Genomic DNA, 19524 nt, shown 5'->3' on the forward strand with positions numbered 1-19524 from the left:
ACTAAAAACTTTTTCGGATGTTGAAACATCCTGCAAAAGTTTTTATGGGAGTAGCTATGGACAAATACGAATGTACCGTGTGCGGGTACGTGTACGATCCCGAAAAAGGCGATCCCGACGGCGGCATAGCGCCGGGCACAAAGTGGGAAGACATCCCCGACGATTGGGTATGCCCGCTGTGCGGTGTCGGAAAAGATTCGTTTCAAAAACAATAGAAAATAGTAAATCAGGGAGGCTGTCCAAAAACTTCAGTTTTTGGACAGCCTCATAACTTTGAAAATGCGAGCCGAAAACCGCCGCTACAGCGTATAACGTGCCCGCTCTCCGCCGATAAGGCGGGGACGAGTACGCGCGCATACGACGTGTGCTTCTCCGATGCTTTTTTGTTCGATGCGGACGGGTACGGCTACATCGCGCAAATGCATGCCGATAAGCGTATCGCCGATGTCGATTCCGGCATCGGCTTTTATATGCTCCGTAACGGCAGGCTTTTCGAACAGGCGGTACGCTGCCGATGCAAAAGAGCCGCCCGCGTGAATCCACGGAACGACGGAAACCCTCTCATAACCGTATTTTTCAAGGCAGGCTGCTTCGATGACAAGCGCGCGGTTCAAATGTTCGCAGCACTGCGCTGCAAGGAATATGCCGCGTGGCCGAACGATATCGTATATCGCCTTAAAAACTTCTCTCCCCGCCTCTTCACTCGAAGTCGTTCCGATTTTATTTCCGAGTATTTCGCTCGAAGAACATCCGACGACGAGGATGTTTTCTTCTTTCAGCTCTGCCACTGAAAGCAATTGATTGACAGCATTTTTTACATCTTCGGTAATCAGGCTCATATTCATCTTCCCCTGTTTTAGAGATTTCCTTTCATTATTATTGCGGTATGTTTTTTATCACGCTATACGTATTTATATATTCAATTATCTTTTTTTCGTACTCTTTTTTGCCGAGCGCATAATTGACCGCGTGCGGCGCACCGTGCACGACGAGCAGTTCTTTCGGCGCTTTACACGCTTCGTAATTTTGCTCCGACATATACGGCGGCACAAACGTATCTGCATCCCCGTGGATAAAGAGCACGGGAATTTCATTTTCATTGAGCGCATCAAGCGTCGAATATTCGCTCAAGCTAAAACCGGCAAGAGCGCGGGCGAGCATATCGGAAATCGCGAGCGTTGGGAAAATGGGCAGGCGGTACGACGTTTTCAGCACGTGCACTATTTCATCGCGCGGAGAAGTATAGCCGCAGTCGGCGATAATGAATTTAACGTTTTCGGAAAGCTCCGTGCCCGACGCCATGAGCACCGTAGCTGCTCCCATCGAAACGCCGTAGAGTATGATCGGCAGGGCGCCGTCGTTTTTTCGATCGATCGCCGTCACCCAATCGCGGCAGTCGAAACGCTCTTTTATGCCGAAGGTGAGACAGTTGCCGCCGCTTTCCCCGTGCGCCCTTTCGTACGGCAGCAAAACATTCCATCCCCGTTCATGAAAAAAACGCACGGCAAGCGAAAAATCGCTCATCGGGCTTCCGTGATAACCGTGCATACAGACAACGGTTCCCTGTGCATCTTCCGCACGCACGTACCATGCGGTGAGTTTGATACCGTCACAGGACGTAATCCGAACTTTTTCCTTTTCCATGCGATGAAAAAAATCGACGGCGCTGTGGAGTTCCGCAAGGTACGGCGCGAGGCTCGGCGCGTCTTCAAAAATTTCAGGCGCGCTTTTCTTTTGCCTGACAACCGTCGGACAAAAGAGAAAAGCGTACACGAGCAGCGTCTGGACGGCAAACAAAGCCGCGCAGATGCCGAAAACGATACAAAAGATGCGCATAGGGCGAGTATACCGCTTTTGCATAATTATCGCACTATGCCGCCGTTTCCGACAGGGCGAACGATCACTAGACAGTATGTTAAAAACATATTATGATTTTAAAATATCGTTCCATAATGTAAATGTATATATACGGTAGAGTCGCGATCGGATTTTCGGCGCTGCCGTGTTTATAAGAAAGTTTTTATGAGGAGGATGTACTATGAAAAAATTAGGTATGCTTTTATGCATTTGTTTGACGGCCTGTCTGTTTTTCGGCTGCGGCGGAAAATCGAGTACGGGGAAAAAGGCGGGTGAAAAAGTATTCCGCCTCGCCGTCGTCGATCCGCAAGTTCCGCTCGATATGCATTTAAACACGTACTCCGATATCATGCGGCTCACCGACAATGTTACGGAATCCCTTTTTATATCGCGCGAAGACGGTTCCATCGCTCCTGTTCTTATAGAAGGGACGCCTTCTTTTTCGCCCGAAACGCTGACGTATGCTTTTACGATTAAATCGGGCGTACAATTTCACAACGGTAAGCCGTTGACAAGCCGCGACGTAAAATATTCTCTCGAACGCGTCGTAAAAAAACAGAGTATGGCGAGCCTTCTCGAAACGGTCGTCGGATACCGCGACTTACAAAGCGGCGCCGCGAACGAATTGGCAGGCATCAAAATAATCGACGACACACATTTTACGATTACGCTGTCCCGCATCTATACGCCGTTTCTCGCAGCGCTTTCGACGCCCTATACGGCGATCTATCCGGCGGATGCATGCGAAGAAGCCGGCGATACGTGGGGTACGAAGACGCTCATCGGAACGGGGCCGTTTAAATTGGACAGCTATACACCCGACGTCGGTGCGGAAATGTCGAAATTCGCAGAGTATCACGGAGGTGCGGCGATCCTCGATAAAATCAACTATAAATTCGTTCCCGATGCGAATACGCAAGTGCTCGAATATCAAAAGGGCAATGTCGATTTTGTCGGTTTGAAAAATTCGCTGTATCCGGTGTATGCGAACAATCCGCAGTTGAAAGACCAAATCCACAGCTATCAGCAGCCCGGCGGATATTATTTTCTCCCGAACGTAAAAGTGATTCCCGACGCAAAAGTGCGCGAAGCCATTTCGCTTGCGATCGACAGAAAGGCGATCTGCGAAAGCGTGCTGCACGGCACGGCATCCGTTCCGAGCTCTTTTATCCCGCCGGCGCTTATCGGTCACGATAAAAACGCTTTACCTTTCGAATACGCCCCCGATCGCGCAAAGGCGCTGCTTGCCGAAGCGGGTTTTGCAAACGGATACGATCTGCGCGTTACGGTTATTTCGTCGAACAGCTTGGGTTTGCAAATCGCAACCGCGTTTCAGGAAGAAGCGAGACCAGCAGGCATCAACGTTCAGATCGAACAGGTAGACCGCTCGGCATGGACGGATATGAAGCGGAACGGCGGCATCGACTGCAGCGTAAGCAACTGGTACGTCGACTACAGCGACCCCGACAGCATGCTCTACCCCGTCAGCGCGGGCAGAGTCGATCTCTCATCGTCGTTTTGGCACGATCCGCGCTTTGAAAAATTGATGGACGACGGAGTGCTCACCGACGATACGGCCGCCCGCCAAAAGATATACGAACGAGCCGAGCACATTTTAACGCGCGAAGATTTCGCGGCGCTCCCCCTTATCAACGAAGTGAATTTTTATCTGCTGAATCTGAAAGTAACCGGTTTTACAATCGATTCGGCAAATCGCATTGATTGCAGAAAAGCCGACATTCAATAACGTCAAAACCGTGCGCCGCGCGGAACGCGCGGCGCACGATATGTAAGGAAATACGATGGCCGCATATATAGCAAAGAGATTGCTGCAAACCGTTATCGTCATATTCGGCATCACGCTGATCACCTTTATCCTGCTGCAAGTCGTACCCGGAGATCCCGTAGCGATGATGCTCGAACGGAGAGCAACGCCCGAAACGATTGCTGCCGTCCGTCACCAGCTCGGCCTCGATATACCGCTTTCGCGGCAGTATGTAAATTTTATCTCAGGTGTCGTCCGTATGGATTTCGGCGTTTCATATTTTTCAAAAGAGCCCGTTATCCTCGCCCTCTCCCGCGCATTCCGCGTAACGCTCAAACTGGCGATGATTTCGTTTTTATTCGCCGTCGTACTCGGCATCGGCTGCGGACTTGCGGCCGCGTTGAACCGCGGTACGTGGATCGATTCGGCGTTTATGGCACTGTCGGTATTCGGCGTGTCGGCGCCTTCGTTTTGGATCGCCATTATTTTGCAGATCATATTCGGTTTAAAATTAAATCTCTTCCCCATTTCGGGATTCGATTCACCGGTCGCCTATATTTTGCCGAGCATAGCGCTCGGAACGCGGTATGCCGGAAGCATCGCACGCATAACGCGGACAAGTATGCTCGACGTCATCAAACAGGATTATATCCGTACGGCGCGCGCAAAAGGCGTAACGCGGAGTGCGCTTATCATACACCATGCGCTTAAAAACGCGATGATTCCGATCGTAACGCTTGTCGGAACGGAACTCGGAAACATGCTCACCGGCTCCATGCTGATAGAAAAAGTATTTTCCATTCCGGGCATCGGAAAACTTGCCGTCGATTCCATGACGAACCGCGACTTGCCGCTGCTCGAAGGAACCGTCATGTATATCGCATTCGTTTTCGTCGTCGTCAACTTGCTCGTCGACGTTTCCTATGTCCTCATAGATCCGCGCATACGCTACGGTAAAGGAGAGGCATGATGAAAGCGTTTTTTTCATTTTTTAATAAACAAAAGCGCTTTGCCGACGGCATTGTAAACGGCGACATAGAATATTCGAGCTATTATAAAGACAGCTTTAAACGCTTTCGAAAAAATAAAGCCGCGATGACCTGCCTCGTAATCATTTTGCTGCTCATCGCCGTCGCGATCTTCGCTCCGCTTATCGCTCCCTACGATCCGAGCCATCAGGATTATCAATCGGTGCTCGCTCAACCGAATGCAAAACATTTGCTCGGTGCGGACGAATACGGACGCGATATCCTGTCGCGCATCATATACGGCACGAGAATTTCGTTGAGTATCGGCATTCTCGCGCAGCTCCTCGCTTCGATCATCGGCATAACGCTCGGCTCCCTCGCAGGCTATTTCGGAGGCATCGTAGACGCGGTCATCTCCCGCATCATGGAAATATTTTCCGCGTTTCCGGATCTCATCTTCGCTATGGCGATTATGACGTTTTTGGGACAGGGTATTTTGAATCTCTACATCGCACTCGGTTTTTTGACATGGGTCAGAACCGCGCGCATGATCAGAGGAGCGGTCATACAGCTGAAAGAAAAAGAGTACGTGGAAGCCAGCCGTGCAAGCGGCGGCAGGTCGTTTCGGATCATCGTCAAACACTTGATTCCGAACTGCCTTTCAACGATCATCGTACTCGTAACGCTCGGCATTCCGCACGCTATCATGTACGAAGCGTCGTTGAGTTTTCTCGGTCTCGGCATCCAGCCGCCCACGCCGAGCTGGGGCAATATGATAAGCGCGGCGCAGTCGGTTATCGGTTTTTTACCGATATACAGCATTATGCCGGGAGTCGCGATCATCATTACCGTCATAACGTTTAATATTTTCGGGGACGGACTGCGCGACGCGCTCGATCCGAAACTCCGTGTTTGAGGTAGCGGTATGATCGAAGAAACGCTGCTGAAAGTCGATAATCTGAGCACATGGTTTTATACGGACGACGGGATAGTCAAAGCCGTCAACGACGTATCGTTTTCGCTGAACAAAGGGCACACGCTCGGTATCGTCGGAGAATCGGGCTGCGGAAAAAGCATCACGTCTCTTTCCGTCATGCGCCTCATCGACTCTCCTCCCGGAAAGATCGTCGGCGGAAAAATCGTATTTAAAGGTGAAGATCTCTTGGCAAAAAGCGAAGAAGAGATGCGGCGAGTACGAGGTAAACGGATCGCAATGATCTTTCAAGAACCGATGACGTCTTTAAATCCCGTATACACCGTCGGCCGTCAAATAGAGGAAGCGCTTTTAATTCACGAATCGATGACAAAAAAAGAAGCGAAGCGGCGCGCTCTTGAAATGCTCCGCTTAGTCAGAATTCCGCTGCCGGAAAAACGATTCGACGAATATCCGCATCAGCTCTCCGGCGGTATGCGGCAGCGCGTCATGATCGCGATAGCGCTCGCATGCAGTCCCGAACTTTTAATCTGCGACGAGCCGACTACGGCGCTCGACGTAACGATACAAGCGCAGATACTCGCCCTCATCGACGAACTCAAAGAAAAAACGGGAACGTCCGTTATAATGATCACACACGACCTCGGCGTCATTTCCGAAATCGCGGACGAAGTGCTCATCATGTATGCGGGCGAAATCGTCGAATACGCGCCGAAAGCGCAGCTCTTTCAAAATCCGCTTCATCCGTATACGCAGGGTTTGATCGCGTGTGTTCCGAAACTCGGCCGCGATTCCGACAGACTTCAGACGATCGAAGGAACGGTTCCGTCTTTCGACGATATGCCGGCCGGCTGTACCTTTTGGCCGAGATGTCCGTTTGCGGAGTCTATCTGTAAAGAAAAAAAGCCCCCGCTCATAGACTGCGGCAATCGAACGGTACGATGCCACCGCTATGCGGGCAAAGAGGAGGACGCCGATGAACGATAATAATACGCAACACGCTCCGCTGCTGCAAGTGCGTCACCTCAAAAAATGGTTTCCGATGAAAAAATCGCTTTTTACCTTCGGCAGAGCTTACATCAAAGCCGTCGACGACGTGAGCTTCAATCTCGAAAAAGGCGAAACGCTCGGCGTCGTCGGAGAATCGGGCTGCGGAAAATCGACGATGGGGCGAACGGTTCTCCGGCTCATAGAACCGACGAGCGGATCCGTCATTTTCAAAAAAAACGATTTAATAAAGATGCGCGGAAAAGAACTGCATAAAACGAGGAGCGCGATGCAGATCATCTTTCAAGATCCCTACGCATCGCTGAATCCGCGTATGACGGTCGGAGAAATCATCGCCGAACCGCTCGACATACAGCTTCGGATCGACGTCGAAGAAAAACGAAAACGCGTCCTCGAAACGATGCAAATCGTCGGTTTAAACGCAAAATACTACAACCGCTATCCGCACGAATTTTCCGGCGGTCAGAGACAGCGCATCGGCATCGCGCGCGCCATCATTCTTCGGCCGGAAGTGATCGTCTGCGACGAGCCGGTTTCGGCGCTCGACGTTTCCATCCAAGCGCAGGTTATAAACCTGTTGCAGGAATTGCAGGAAAAAATGGGGATCGCGTATATCTTTATTTCGCACGACCTCAGCGTCATCAAACACGTTTCCGACCGCATCATCATCATGTATTTGGGACACATCGTCGAAACGGCGGCGAAAAAAGACATCTACGAAAATCCTGCGCACCCTTATACGAAAGCGCTCCTGTCCGCCATTCCCGTTATCGAAGAAGGCAAAAAAGAAAAAATCATTCTCGAAGGCGATTTGCCGAGTCCCGCCGATCCGCCGTCGGGCTGCGTATTCCATACGAGGTGTTATATGGCGCAGAAGATCTGCAGCGAAGTAAAACCCGAAAACAAGGATTTGGGCGGCGGCCATTTTTGCGCCTGTCACTTTTGTAAATAAAACGTGCCGAACGCCGAGGGCGCGCACGGCTAAAAACTTTTTCGGATGTCGAAATATCCTGCAAAAGTTTTTAGAGGAGGAAATATGAAAATCACCGATATCAAAGTTCAGGCGGTGGAAGTACCGCTCAAAGAGCCGTTCCGCATTTCGCTCGGCGTTATAACGCATGCGAAGAGCGCGATCGTCACCGTCGAAACGGATGAAGGCGTCGTCGGATACGGCGAAGGCGCTCCGGGAATTTTAATAACGGGAGAAAACCTTCCGGGGACGGTCGCCGGTATTGAAATCATGAAAAGCGATCTGATCGGGCTCGATCCGCGCGATTTGGAATCGATCTACTGGGCGATGGGAAAATCGCAAGCGCACGCGCCGAGCGCAAAAGCCGCAGTCGATATCGCCTGTTACGACATACTCGGAAAATCGGCGGGTATGCCCGTGTACAAGCTGCTCGGCGGCTTAAACAATTACATCGAAACCGATATCACCGTCGGTATAGATACGCCGGAAACGATGGCTGCAAAAGCGAAAGATTGGGTTGCAAAGGGCTTTACGACGATAAAGACGAAGGTCGGCACGAATTTGGAAGACGACGTCGCGCGCGTCAAAGCGATCCGCTGTGCCGTCGGACCGCAGGTCAAGATACGAGTCGATGCAAATCAAGGCTGGTCTGCAAAAGACGCCGTCAGGATTATCGAACACTTAAACGAATACGATTTGGAACTCGTCGAACAGCCCGTCCCCTACTACGATATCGCCGGTCTTGAATACGTCACCAAGCACACGGACGTACTCATCATGTCCGACGAAAGCTGTTTTACGTCGCACGACGCGCTGCACCTCGTAGAGCGCAGAGCGATCGATGTGCTGAACATAAAGCTTATGAAATGCGGGGGCATCAGAGAAGCGCTTAAAATCAACGCGATATGCGAAGCGGCCGGCGTCGAATGTATGCTCGGCTGCATGGTCGAAGAGACGAACGTCGGCGTTACCGCAGCCGCAAGCCTCGGAGCGGCGGTAAAAAATATTACGCGTGCGGATCTCGATGCAACCTTTTCTTTAAGCGCACTGCCCTTTAAAGGCGGTATGCATGTAGAAAACGCGAACCGTATAACGCTCGCCGAAGAGCCGGGATTCGGTTTTAAAGGTTTGGAAAAATAGACGCTGCAGAATTCGAGCAGAGTCGATAACGCAGCATGAGGAGATATAGGACGTATGTATTCCGATTTGAAATATTTGGAAGTACCGCTTCCAGAAGACGTACAAAAATTAAAATGGCACGGCGATTTTACGGCGCTCGATGAATGCATCGCGCACAAACTGCAAAAGGATATTCCGCACGCGCTTCGAAAACGCCTTGAACTCGAACGGGAGATCGTCCGGCGCATTCCGCAGCAATATCCGTATTCGAAGGAAAAAGCGCTTGAGTTGTTAAAGAATGCTTTTAAAGATTTTACGGAAAGCGAATTCCGCCGCCTGTGGCTGGAAAATGCCGTCGAATGGATTTACCGGGACGGTGTCGTGTATCTGCACAAACTCTTTATCGACAACTTGGTAAAGACGCGGCCGGACTTCGCCTCTCGCTGCATTCATCCCGAAAATTTCGACGATTCGGCGGCAAACTTTGCGCTTTTAAATACGGCGATCGACGAGATAAAAAAAGAAGGACGGCTGACGTATTATTTCCGCATCAAAAGTACGCTGGAAGTGCCATCGTCATCCGTCGCAGCTTCCGATGCGCTGCGCGTTCACATACCCGTTCCCGTCGAATACGCGCAGGTAAAAAATTTTAAACTGCTCGGCACGTCTCCGAAACCCGATTACATCGCCGCAAGCGATTATCCGCAGCGCACCGTCTGCTTTACTTCTTCCGCGTCGGAGTGCAAAAAGTTTTCGGTCGAATACGAATTCGAAAATCACATCGAGTATAGGGAACCGGCGGCGGAAAGCGTATCGGACGCACAGCCGACGTTCTATACGGAAGAGCAGGCGCCTCACATACGCTTTACGCCGTACATAAAGACGCTCGCTTCGGAAATCATCGGAAAAGAAACGAACCCGCTTGTCAAAGCGCGGAAAATATACGATTACATTACGACGCACGTCATGTATTCGTTTGTGCGAAGCTATATCACGATCGACGCAATTTCCGAATACGTCGCATCGGGATTAAAAGGCGACTGCGGTATTCAAGCGCTGCTGTTTATCACGCTCTGCAGATACGCGGGCATTCCGGCTCGCTGGCAAGCGGGATTGTACGCGACGCCGCTCCGCGTCGGAAATCACGACTGGGCGCAGTTTTATATCGCACCGTACGGCTGGCTTTTTGCGGATTGTTCGTTCGGAGGATCGGCGTACCGTCACAAGGATATGAACCGCTGGAATTATTATTTCGGCAATATCGATCCGTACCGGATCCCGCTCGCATCCGACTTTCAGCATGAATTTGCGCTCTCCGCCGGAAACCTCAGAAACGACCCCTACGACAACCAAACGGGCGAAGCTGCGGTAAACGGAAAAAATTTATTCGGCGACGAATTCGATGCGAAAGCGGAAGCCGTCGCGATTCAAAAGCGATAAGACGCGAAAAACTTTTTGAAAATACAGCGCTCGTTTGCCTATCATGCAAACGGGCGCTTTTTTTGTACGGAATCGTCGGACGAAAAATATTTCACTTCGCTACATATTTTCACCGGCTCATGCGCCGTAATAAAAAAAGGCCGTCTCAAAAGCGTTTGCCTTTTCGACAGCCCCTTCAATCGGCCGCAGACGGCAGCCGATATTATCGATTATTAATTTTTACGCTGCGCACTGCGTCGCACACGATACGCGCCGTGCCGCACGGTCTTAGCCGTACGTTGCGATAAAGACGCCGGCCGCGATTGCGGTTCCGATAACGCCTGAAACGTTCGGTCCCATCGCATTCATGAGCAGGAAGTTCGACGGATCGAATTCCATACCGACTTTGTTTGCGACGCGGGCAGCCATGGGAACAGCGGAAACGCCTGCGGATCCGATAAGCGGGTTGATCTTTTTATCTTTCGGCAAAAAGACGTTCATCAGCTTCGCCATCAAAAGTCCGCCCGTCGTCGCGATGATAAACGCGATGAGGCCGAGCGCGATGATGCCGAGCGATCTCGGATTGATGATCTTTTCGGGAGTCATCTGAGCGCCGACGCCGAGCGACAGCAAAATGGAAACGATGTTCATCAATTCGTTTTGAATCGTTTTGGAAAGACGCTCGACGACGCCGACTTCTTTAACAAAATTGCCGAATGCGAGCATACCGATAAGAGGCGCTGCAGGCGGCAAAAGCAAAATCGTAAGGATGAGCAGCATAAGCGGAAAGAGAATTTTTTCCGTGCGTGAAACGGGCCGAAGCTGCGGCATTGCGATACGCCGTTCGTGATGCGTCGTAAGCAGTTTCATGATAGGCGGCTGGATGAGCGGTACGAGTGCCATGTACGAATACGCGGCAACGGCGACGACCGCCATCATTTCGGGGGCAAGCTTTCCGGCGACGTAAATCGTCGTCGGGCCGTCCGCTCCTCCGATAATCGAAATGGCGCAGGCCTGAAGCATATTGTAATCGACGCCGGGAATCAAATTGAAAAGAGCGACACCGAACATCGTCGCAAAGACGCCGAGCTGGGCGGCTCCTCCGAGAAGCGCGGTTTTCGGATTTGCGATGAGCGGGCCGAAGTCCGTCATGGCGCCGATTCCCATAAAGATGAGCATCGGGAAAAATTCGTTTCCGACGCCCGCCGTATAGATGATGTGCAGCATACCGTGAGGCGCTTCTATCATGCCCGCTCCGAGGATGTTTGCAAAGACGGTGCCGAAGCCGATCGGAATCAAAAGGAGCGGCTCGAAACCTCGCGCGGCTCCGAGATAGATTATTAAAAATCCGATCGCGATCATGATGAGGCTGTACCACGCGGGAACCTGCGATCCCGCAAAGGGATCGTGCGCCTGCTTTGCCGCGGATGCAGCCGCTGTCGCCTGTTCCGCTGCCCTTTCCGCGACGGTTTTCGTGTGGATCATCTGATAGATGCCGGTATTTTCCCAAATGTTTTCGATAAAAGTTCCGACATCGATATTTTTGATACCTTCGGAATTTTTAATCTTCGCCGTATTTATCGTGCGGAACGAAGCACGCTCTTCGTACGTATTTTGCGCGAATACCGCAGGGCGCACGAGGGCAAAGACCGATGCGACGCCGAGTATCAAAAACAGCGTACTAAGGATATGCAGCGTGCTTGGTTTTGTCGTATTCATACTGCCTTTCCTTATTTGATTTCAGCGAGCGCCTGACCCGCCGTAATCTGAGTGCCCGGCTGAACGAGGAAGTGAACGGCTCCGGCCGCGCCTGCTTTGATTTCCAATTCCATCTTCATCGATTCGATCATGATAACCGTCGTATCGGCTTTTACTTGAGCGCCTTCAGCGACTTCATAGCGCAAAAGCGTTCCGGCAACCGGAGCATTTACGGGTTTTCCGCCCGTCGAAGCGGCGGGAGAAACAGGCGCCGCTTTCACTACGGGAGCAGCTGCTGCGGGCTTCGGAGCCGGAGCCGCCGCAACGGTACCGCCGAGACTTGCGATAACTTGTCCCGCCGCAATCTGAGCGCCCGGCTGGGCGATAAAGTTTACCTTTCCGTCGGCCGGAGCTTTTACTTCGAGTTCCATCTTCATCGATTCGATCATCAAAACGGTGTCGCCTTTTTTTACTTCGGCGCCGTTTTGCGCGACGTAGCGCAAAAGCGTTCCCGCAACAGGCGCTTTGATATCCGCGCCGCCCGTAACGACGGGTGCGGATACGGGTGCAGATGAGGGGGCGACATCGCCGAAGGAAACGTTATACGACGTACCGTTTACTATGATGGTATCGCTTCCCGCGCTCGTCGTAACCGAATAGGGAGTGCCGTTTACGCTTACCGTGTATGATCCCGATTTCGGCGCGCTTGCAGGAGCGCTTTCGGAAGCGGGTTTTGCGCCGAAAGTTTTTTGTGCGTCGACGGGTCCATTTGAGCGCTCTTTGAAAAACTTTTCGGCGACTTTCGGGAACATCGCATAAGTCAAAACGTCTTCATCGCTTCCGTCTCCGCCCGCTTTTTTCGCATCTTCGACGCATTTATCCCATTCGTTTGCAATGAGATCGGCGGGGCGGCACGTAACGACCGCGTCCATATTGTTTTGTTTGAGCGCTTCTTTTTGCAGATCGCCGTTGACCGCCGCGGGAGTCGCTCCGTATCTTCCGGTAAGGAGATCGCGGAATTCCTGCGTAAGGCGTGCATAGCGTCCGAAAAGCACGTTGAACACCGCCTGCGTACCGACGATTTGGCTTGTCGGAGTTACGAGCGGCACATAGCCCACGTCTTTTTGCACGAGCGGAATCTCTTTCAATACGTCGTCGATTTTATCCGCCGCACCTTGCTCTTTCAGCTGCTTTTCGAGGTTCGAAAGCATGCCGCCCGGGACCTGCGAAACGAGGATGCGCGTATCGGCTCCGTGGAATTTCGATTCGAGGGATGCGTAGTGTTCGCGCACGTCGCGAAAGTACGCCGCGATTTCGAGGAGCGCTTTCGTGTCGAGTCCCGTATCGTATTCGGAACCTTTGAGCATTTCGACGACGGTTTCCGTCGGACTGTGGGACGTTCCCATCGCCATGGAAGAAATGGCCGTATCGAGGACATCGGCTCCCGCTTCCGACGCTTTCAAAAGCGTCGCAACGCTCAAGCCCGTCGTCGAGTGCGAGTGAATTTCGATCGGCATATCGACTTTTGCTTTGATCGCTTTAACGAGGTCGTAGGCTTCAAAGGGTTTTAACAAACCCGACATATCTTTGATACAAATCGAATCGGCACCGAATTCGGCATAGCGCTTGGCCAGATCGGCATACACTTCTTTTGTGTGATAGGGCGTCGTCGCGTAGGAAATCGCCATCTGCACGTGTTTGCCGGTTTTTTTTGCGGCTTTCGCCGAACGTTCGAGGTTACGCGGATCGTTGCACGCATCGAAAATGCGGAAAATGCCGATACCGTTTTTTGCGGCGGCTTCGACGAACTTATCGACGACGTCGTCGGCATAGTGGCGGTATCCCAAAAGGTTTTGACCGCGCAACAGCATCATAATCTTCGTGTTGGGCATCGCCGCGTGAAGTTTGCGCAGGCGTTCCCACGGATCTTCATTTAAAAAGCGGATGCACGAATCGTAGGTCGCGCCTCCCCATGCTTCGGCGGAATAGTAGCCGATTTTATCGATCATCGGACATGCGGGAAGCATATCCGCAGTCGTCATACGAGTTGCGAGCAGCGACTGATGCGCGTCGCGTAAAACGAGTTCCGTAATGTGGACTTTCTTTGCCATGGTGTTTTCCTTGATGATTTATTTGTGAACGGCGGCGGCGATCGCGGCGATAATCGCGTCGTCGTGCCTCGCCGGTGCAGGTGCGGGAGATTGCGCGGTTTCTTTTTTTTCTTCTTTATCGAGTTTGAGCGCGCGGAGCACAACGTGAAGCAAGTACATGCACGCAATCATGATAATAAGAAAAGAGAATACAACGCCCATTCCGAGCAGCGTCAGTATGCCGCTCTGCTGAAGCATTTCAGCTATTGTCATATTTCCTCCAACGCGGTATTGCGCTCGCAATACCTATTGATTAAAAAAAACGATTATTTCGATTTTAGAATAAAGCGGCCTTTTTTTCAATACATACGATAGAGTATCGCGTTTTCAATGACCGCAGCTAAAACAGATCCTGCATGGTATACACGCGGCCTTTTTGCAGCGTTCCGGTTTTCAGCGCGGAAGAAAATCGTTCGAGAGAACGGACGGCGCCGATCGCAAATCCCTCTCGGCTTCGAGCGCGGTGCGTAAGTTCGATCGTATCGGCTTGTCCGTCGAAAAACACGGTGTGCTCTCCGGGGTTCGAACCGCACCTCGTGCTCGCAAGGCTCAGTTCGTTTTCTTCGGGCCTTCGGTGAAAGGAGTCGGAGACGATTTTCGTTTTCGCCGTATATTCGGCCATAATGCGCCGTGCGATTTCGAGCGCCGTACCGGACGGACTGTCGGCTTTTTGATTGTGGTGCGCTTCCCACACCGCAACGTCGTAGTCGGAATACTCCTTCATAAGGCGGGCGGCTTCGGAGACGATTTTGTAAAACATATTGACGCCGATGGAAAAATTCGACGAATAGAGTAAAGCGCCGCCCGTATCTGCGGCACGTTTTTCTACAGCCTGAAGGCTCTCCGTCCAGCCCGTCGTTCCGACGACAAGCGGGAGCGAAAGCGGAAGGAGCGAGTGGATATTTTCGACGGCAACCGACGGCCGGCTGAACTCGATGACGCCTTCGGCTCCGGAGGATTTTACCGCACGAGCCGTATCGGTCGCCGAAGCGGGTTTTACATCGGCATCGGGAGAAAAGGGATCTGCGGTAAGAACGATGCGGTGACCGAGCCGTTCCGCAGCATTTTTAATCATGTGCCCCATCTTTCCGTAGCCGACGATCGCAATATTCATATACACTCCAAAATTATTAATTCACGCATCAACTTTCAGATTCGAAACGCCGAAGGTCAAGAAAAATACGCTTTGTGCAGTACGCGCACGGTTTTATCGGCTTCTTCGTCGTCGACGATCATGCTGATATTCACTTTGCTCGCGCCCTGACTGATCATCTGCACGTTGATATTTTCATCCGACAGCGCTTTAAATCCCGCCGCGAGGATCGCCGAGGAATGGAGCGCGTCGCAGATGATCGACACGATCGCTTTTCCGCTCCGTGTCCGCACTTCGGCGACGTCGCTCAAATCGCGGATCAAACCCGAAAGATCGGTCTTTGTATTTACCGTCAGCGAAACGGACACTTCGCTCGTCGCAATCACGTCGATGCTGATATTCCATTTTAAAAACTGATTGAATATGTGCGCGAGAAAGCCGACCGCGCCGAGCATGCGCGTCGAAGCGATATCGATCAGCGTTACATGTTTGACGCCCGTAATCGCGCAGACGGGAGACGCTTTTCCGTTATGCGTTTCGACGATGATCGAACCCGGACTTTCGATATTGTACGAATTCTTTACGCGGACGGGAGTTGCAGTGCGGCGGCAGGGAAGCATCGAACGCGGGTGCAGCACTTGCGCGCCGAAAAACGCAAGCTCCTGCGCTTCTTCGTACGTTACTTCGCGTACGGGCTTCGCATCGGGACAGATGCGGGGATCAGTCGTCATGATACCGTCGACGTCTTTCCACGTTTGAATCTCTTCCGCGCCCGTCGCCGCCCCGATGATCGTCGCAGTCAAATCGCTTCCGCCCCGCCCGAGCGTCGTAATATTTCCGCTTTTGTCTTTTGCTATAAAACCCGTCACGACCGGAATGCGCTTGTCTTTTCCAGAGGCGTACGCATGCAAATGCTCCGGTATCGATTGCCACACTTCATCGAGCAGTTCCGCCGACATAAAATTGCCGTCACTTACGATGCCGATATCCCACGCATCGTAAGCTAAAGCGGGAATCCCTTCTTTTGTCAAATAAGCAGAGGCGATACGCACCGACATGCGTTCGCCGAACGACACGAGATAATCGCGCGTGCGTTTTGTCAATTCTTTTATCATCGAAATGCCGGTCAAAAGCTGCGTCAATTCGTTTATTAAATCTTCAATTGTGCCGCTCGGCAATCCGAGTTCGCGCAAAGTTTCAAAATGAAGAGAAGCGATCTGCTCCATGCTCACGACTCCGCCGAGCGCTTTATCGGCCGCTTCGAGGAGGTGATCGGTCGTATCGCCCATCGCGGAGAGCACGACGACCGGCCTGCTCTTTTGATACGCTTTAATAATAGATGCGACATGCCGGATGCGCTCCGCATTTGCGACTGACGAGCCGCCGAATTTCATAACTATCATAGCTGTACTATAACAATGCGCGCCGTCTTTTGCAAGTTTACACATTGCATCATATTAAATCCAGCTGAAAGGTTTTCTTAGGTTTAATGGGGATGATTCACCCCGGAAGCGGTACGGATCAGGCGGTCGATCGTTTTGACCATCGGTTTATATCGTGAGAGATTTTTGTTCGTAAAATTATCCCACGCCGTGTACATGTGGCCGAGCATATTCGGGTTCGTCTTGTACAAAAGCGAATAGTCGATGAGAGCGTTTACCGCTTTAATTCCCTTGAAACTTGTCGGCAGAACACGGAAGCCCTTGTTTAAAAAATAAGGGATGGAGCCGTAGCGTTCCAGCTCGTCATAGTGCCAGTCGCAGATGATGATGTCTTTGGGAATAAGGTCAACGGCGGGGTCGGTACCGTTACATGAGCTTTCGTATTCGCCCTTATAACCGCTTTCTTCATCCTCGCTGTCGATGAGGCGGTCGCCCCACATATACATTGTAAGTCCCCGTTTTTTGACACAGTGATCGTAGAGTCTGTTCACGGCCCCGGCGAACAGTTCGGCCTTGTCTTTTCCGCGGCAAAGAGGGCAGGCATCTTCACCGATCAAAAACACCTCGTCCAAGCCGACATGTATTTTTTTTACCGAAAAAACTTCGGTAATTTCGTCGATTAAACCGAATAAAATCGTGTAAACTTTTTCATTGGAAGAGCAGAGGCTTCGGCAATAAATACCCTTATTGCCGGGGTAGAGGCCGGGCGTTTCGTCCAGTTCGGGGTAAGCTCTGAGCAGGGCGAAGGTTTCGTTTTTCCACGATTGATGGCCGAGGCAGTTTATTTCCGGGATAAGGTCGATGGAAAGCCTCCGGCATTCGGCGGCAATTTCGCGTGCGACGGTTTCGGAAAGCACGTATTTGTTATAGAGTTTCGGATCGCTTTTCCATTGATAGTTGTAACCTATTTGGAGAAAAAGCGTGTTGATTCCCCGTTTTTGTAAATCGGGCAGTTCTTTTATCAGATTTTTACCCGTTTTGTCGGTATTTACAATTGCGTGAAAAGCAATGACGAATTTGCGTTCCGGCACGCCGTTTTTTACGCTTCCGTGTGCCGCAGCGGGCATGGTGCCCTTTGTTTGAGCGTAAACAGCCGGCTCTAAAAGCAAAAGCGGTAAGAGTAAGGCTATGTGTTTGATATTCATATTTGTTTTTTTACTATCAAGTTGTAGCACTGACTCGCTTTTTTTCAAGCCGGTATAAGGGAGACTGCCAAAAGTCACCTACTTTCGGCAGCCCTCTTTTTATTCAATAAAAAACTTTTTTGTATCAGCGGGCATCTTTTAATGCAAGCTTTGCCGCTTCAATCAGAGCCTTGCTTGTCATCGTCGCACCGGAAACGCCGTCGACTTCAAAAGAATTCGCTTTAACCATAGCGGCCGGAATCACATCAAAGGCGGGATCGCTTATACCGGGCGTTTCGCTGTGGCTTACAACCTTAACGGCGGCGATTTTTTTACCCTCTACGCTTACTTCAACCTTAACCGGACCGTTCATACCCTTCGCTTCAGCGGTATACACGCCGTCTTTATACACGGTATTCGATTTTTTTGCCTTTTGTACGGCGGCGGTCATTTTTTTAGCCGATGAAGTCGAATATTTACTTGTTATGCCCTTGGATGCGTTATCGGCGGCAATTTTTCCGGAATATAAACAGGTGGACAGCACCGTACCCGTAGTGGGATATTCATTGTTTACAAAGTTGCCGATTATCAATTCGCCGGTTGCGTACAAGTTGGGAATAGCTTCGTTTTTTTCATTTAAAACTTGGGCTTTTTCGTTGACTTTTAAACCTTTTATCGTTCCGATTATTGTCGGGCGCACTTCGACGGCATAAAAGGGTGCTTTTAAAACGGGAGTCATAACCTTGTTTTTGATACCGAAGTCACCGTCTTCTCCGGCCGCATATGCCGTATTATAGCTTTCAATCGCCGATTTAAAGTTTGCAGCATCGATATTCAATTTTGCAGCCAAAGCTTCAAGGGAATCGGCTTTTACGCTTAAGTTTTCGGCAAGCGCCTTTTCCAGATTTGCAACAAAAGCGGGATTCGAAGAATCGAAGATTCCGTATGCGAGCTTATCCGTTATTTTGTTTAATTCTTTATGAACTTCGGCATAATAGCGTTTTTCGTTTACAAAGCGCTTTCCTTCTTTATTGACATAGACGGCCGTTTGTCTGACCAAACTGCCGATGTCGCCGACATAACCGTAATAATCGTTCATACCCCAAATACCGAGCACACCGTCGCCCGTAAGCTGTGCGCCCGCCGCCAACGCCATAGTGATGCCGTCACCCGTATTTCCCGTTCCGCAAAACGCAACATTATCCGCAAATTCTTTATTATACTTTGCCATCAATTCTTTGCTTTTTGCAAAACCGCCGGTTGCCAAAACGGTTTTTTGGGCAAAAATGTTGTATTTTTTTCCGTCTTTTTCGGCAACTACACCCTGTACCGCTCCGTCTTTTATAATCAATTCTTCGGCACGTGTATTTAAAAGTATTTCAACACTGCTTTTTTCCAACAGCTCTTTGAATTTTGCGACCATAGCCGGACCTTCACCGTCGACGGTAAGACACAAAAGCTGCGGATAATTGGGCGTACCGGGAATCAGTCTTTCTTTGCTGAAAGGCATACCCTTTTGCAGTAAATCATCAACTACGCTGCCCGATACGTCAAGCATCGCTTGGAAAAGTTCGGCGTTGAAATTTTCCGCACCGGCTTTTTCTTTGTAATAATCGAACATTTGCTGGGTCGTTAAGCCCTTGCCCGTTGCTTTGTTTAAAGCCGAATCGATCGACCATAAAAATCCCTTGGCTCTGATTGAAGTTCCGCCGAGACCGGGCATTTTTTCAAGTAAGACAACCTTGCCCTTTTCACTTAATTCCAATGCGCTCATTAAGCCGGCAGCCCCGCCTCCGACAACTACGTAGTCCGCATTCAGCGTTTCAGCCTTTGAATTCGTATTGCAGCTTAAAAAAAGCCCTGCAATACACAGAATACCTGCAACCGATGAAACAATCTTTTTTTTCAAAATACACCTCTATATTTGTAGATTGGAAACCTTTTCAAAAGTCGTTTGCTTTTGAAACGATTAAAAGA

17 protein-coding genes are annotated in these 19524 nt (G+C 50.8%); 8 read left to right on the plus strand and 9 right to left on the minus strand.

Annotated features, from left to right (window positions below; all coding sequences use genetic code 11):
- Positions 1 to 56: 56 nt before the first annotated feature.
- Positions 57 to 215: a rubredoxin gene (gene rd / locus IZU26_RS00870; RefSeq protein ID WP_021330089.1), complete on the plus strand. Its 159-nt coding sequence runs from the start codon at positions 57 to 59 to the stop codon at positions 213 to 215.
- Positions 216 to 299: 84 nt separating this feature from the next.
- On the opposite strand, the gene IZU26_RS00875 is transcribed toward rd, so the two are convergent.
- Positions 300 to 845, minus strand: coding sequence for a TIGR01440 family protein (locus tag IZU26_RS00875; protein ID WP_433276032.1), 546 nt, complete (start codon positions 843 to 845; stop codon positions 300 to 302).
- A 31-nt stretch (positions 846 to 876) separates the two neighbouring features.
- Positions 877 to 1836, minus strand: a complete 960-nt coding sequence (locus IZU26_RS00880) for an alpha/beta hydrolase (protein ID WP_433276034.1) — start codon at positions 1834 to 1836, stop codon at positions 877 to 879.
- Between the two features lie 202 nt (positions 1837 to 2038).
- Between IZU26_RS00880 and IZU26_RS00885 the strand changes: the two genes are divergently transcribed.
- From IZU26_RS00885 to IZU26_RS00915, 7 genes are all read left to right on the plus strand, one after another.
- A complete protein-coding gene (locus IZU26_RS00885; protein ID WP_433276036.1) occupies positions 2039 to 3604 on the plus strand; it encodes an ABC transporter substrate-binding protein in 1566 nt (521 codons plus the stop codon).
- Positions 3605 to 3659: 55 nt separating this feature from the next.
- Positions 3660 to 4592 (plus strand): ABC transporter permease, encoded by a 933-nt coding sequence (locus IZU26_RS00890; RefSeq protein WP_433276038.1) that lies wholly within the window; start codon positions 3660 to 3662, stop codon positions 4590 to 4592.
- Positions 4589 to 5506 carry an ABC transporter permease gene (locus IZU26_RS00895; RefSeq protein ID WP_231364273.1) on the plus strand — a complete coding sequence of 306 codons (918 nt, stop codon included), beginning with the start codon at positions 4589 to 4591 and terminating at the stop codon, positions 5504 to 5506. The genes IZU26_RS00890 and IZU26_RS00895 overlap by 4 nt, the downstream gene beginning before the upstream one ends.
- Before the next feature lie 9 nt (positions 5507 to 5515).
- Positions 5516 to 6511, plus strand: a complete 996-nt coding sequence (locus IZU26_RS00900) for an ABC transporter ATP-binding protein (RefSeq protein ID WP_021329595.1) — start codon at positions 5516 to 5518, stop codon at positions 6509 to 6511.
- A complete protein-coding gene (locus tag IZU26_RS00905) occupies positions 6501 to 7484 on the plus strand; it encodes an ABC transporter ATP-binding protein (RefSeq protein WP_433276040.1) in 984 nt (327 codons plus the stop codon). Before IZU26_RS00900 ends, IZU26_RS00905 begins: the two co-directional genes overlap by 11 nt.
- A gap of 84 nt (positions 7485 to 7568) precedes the next feature.
- Complete coding sequence (locus tag IZU26_RS00910) at positions 7569 to 8642, plus strand: mandelate racemase/muconate lactonizing enzyme family protein (RefSeq protein ID WP_433276042.1); 1074 nt, start codon at positions 7569 to 7571, stop codon at positions 8640 to 8642.
- A gap of 54 nt (positions 8643 to 8696) precedes the next feature.
- The gene (locus tag IZU26_RS00915) at positions 8697 to 10061 is read left to right on the plus strand and encodes a transglutaminase-like domain-containing protein (RefSeq protein ID WP_433276044.1); all 1365 of its coding nucleotides are present in this window, start codon (positions 8697 to 8699) and stop codon (positions 10059 to 10061) included.
- Between the two features lie 267 nt (positions 10062 to 10328).
- On the opposite strand, the gene IZU26_RS00920 is transcribed toward IZU26_RS00915, so the two are convergent.
- From IZU26_RS00920 to IZU26_RS00950, 7 genes are all read right to left on the minus strand, one after another.
- Positions 10329 to 11759 (minus strand): sodium ion-translocating decarboxylase subunit beta, encoded by a 1431-nt coding sequence (locus IZU26_RS00920; protein WP_433276046.1) that lies wholly within the window; start codon positions 11757 to 11759, stop codon positions 10329 to 10331.
- Positions 11760 to 11770: 11 nt separating this feature from the next.
- Positions 11771 to 13849, minus strand: a complete 2079-nt coding sequence (oadA, locus tag IZU26_RS00925; RefSeq protein ID WP_433276048.1) for a sodium-extruding oxaloacetate decarboxylase subunit alpha — start codon at positions 13847 to 13849, stop codon at positions 11771 to 11773.
- Between the two features lie 18 nt (positions 13850 to 13867).
- On the minus strand, positions 13868 to 14101 hold the full coding sequence (locus tag IZU26_RS00930; RefSeq protein WP_187419749.1) for an OadG family protein: 234 nt from the start codon (positions 14099 to 14101) through the stop codon (positions 13868 to 13870).
- Between the two features lie 127 nt (positions 14102 to 14228).
- Positions 14229 to 15002: a 4-hydroxy-tetrahydrodipicolinate reductase gene (gene dapB / locus IZU26_RS00935; protein ID WP_433276049.1), complete on the minus strand. Its 774-nt coding sequence runs from the start codon at positions 15000 to 15002 to the stop codon at positions 14229 to 14231.
- A gap of 56 nt (positions 15003 to 15058) precedes the next feature.
- Positions 15059 to 16384: an aspartate kinase gene (locus tag IZU26_RS00940; RefSeq protein WP_433276051.1), complete on the minus strand. Its 1326-nt coding sequence runs from the start codon at positions 16382 to 16384 to the stop codon at positions 15059 to 15061.
- Between the two features lie 83 nt (positions 16385 to 16467).
- Positions 16468 to 17568 carry a family 20 glycosylhydrolase gene (locus IZU26_RS00945; protein ID WP_433276053.1) on the minus strand — a complete coding sequence of 367 codons (1101 nt, stop codon included), beginning with the start codon at positions 17566 to 17568 and terminating at the stop codon, positions 16468 to 16470.
- Positions 17569 to 17692: 124 nt separating this feature from the next.
- The gene (locus IZU26_RS00950) at positions 17693 to 19456 is read right to left on the minus strand and encodes an FAD-dependent oxidoreductase (protein ID WP_433276055.1); all 1764 of its coding nucleotides are present in this window, start codon (positions 19454 to 19456) and stop codon (positions 17693 to 17695) included.
- Positions 19457 to 19524: the final 68 nt, after the last annotated feature.

The organism is Treponema sp. SP13 (genome assembly GCF_050938355.1).
GTDB classification, from domain to species: domain Bacteria; phylum Spirochaetota; class Spirochaetia; order Treponematales; family Treponemataceae; genus Treponema_D; species Treponema_D socranskii.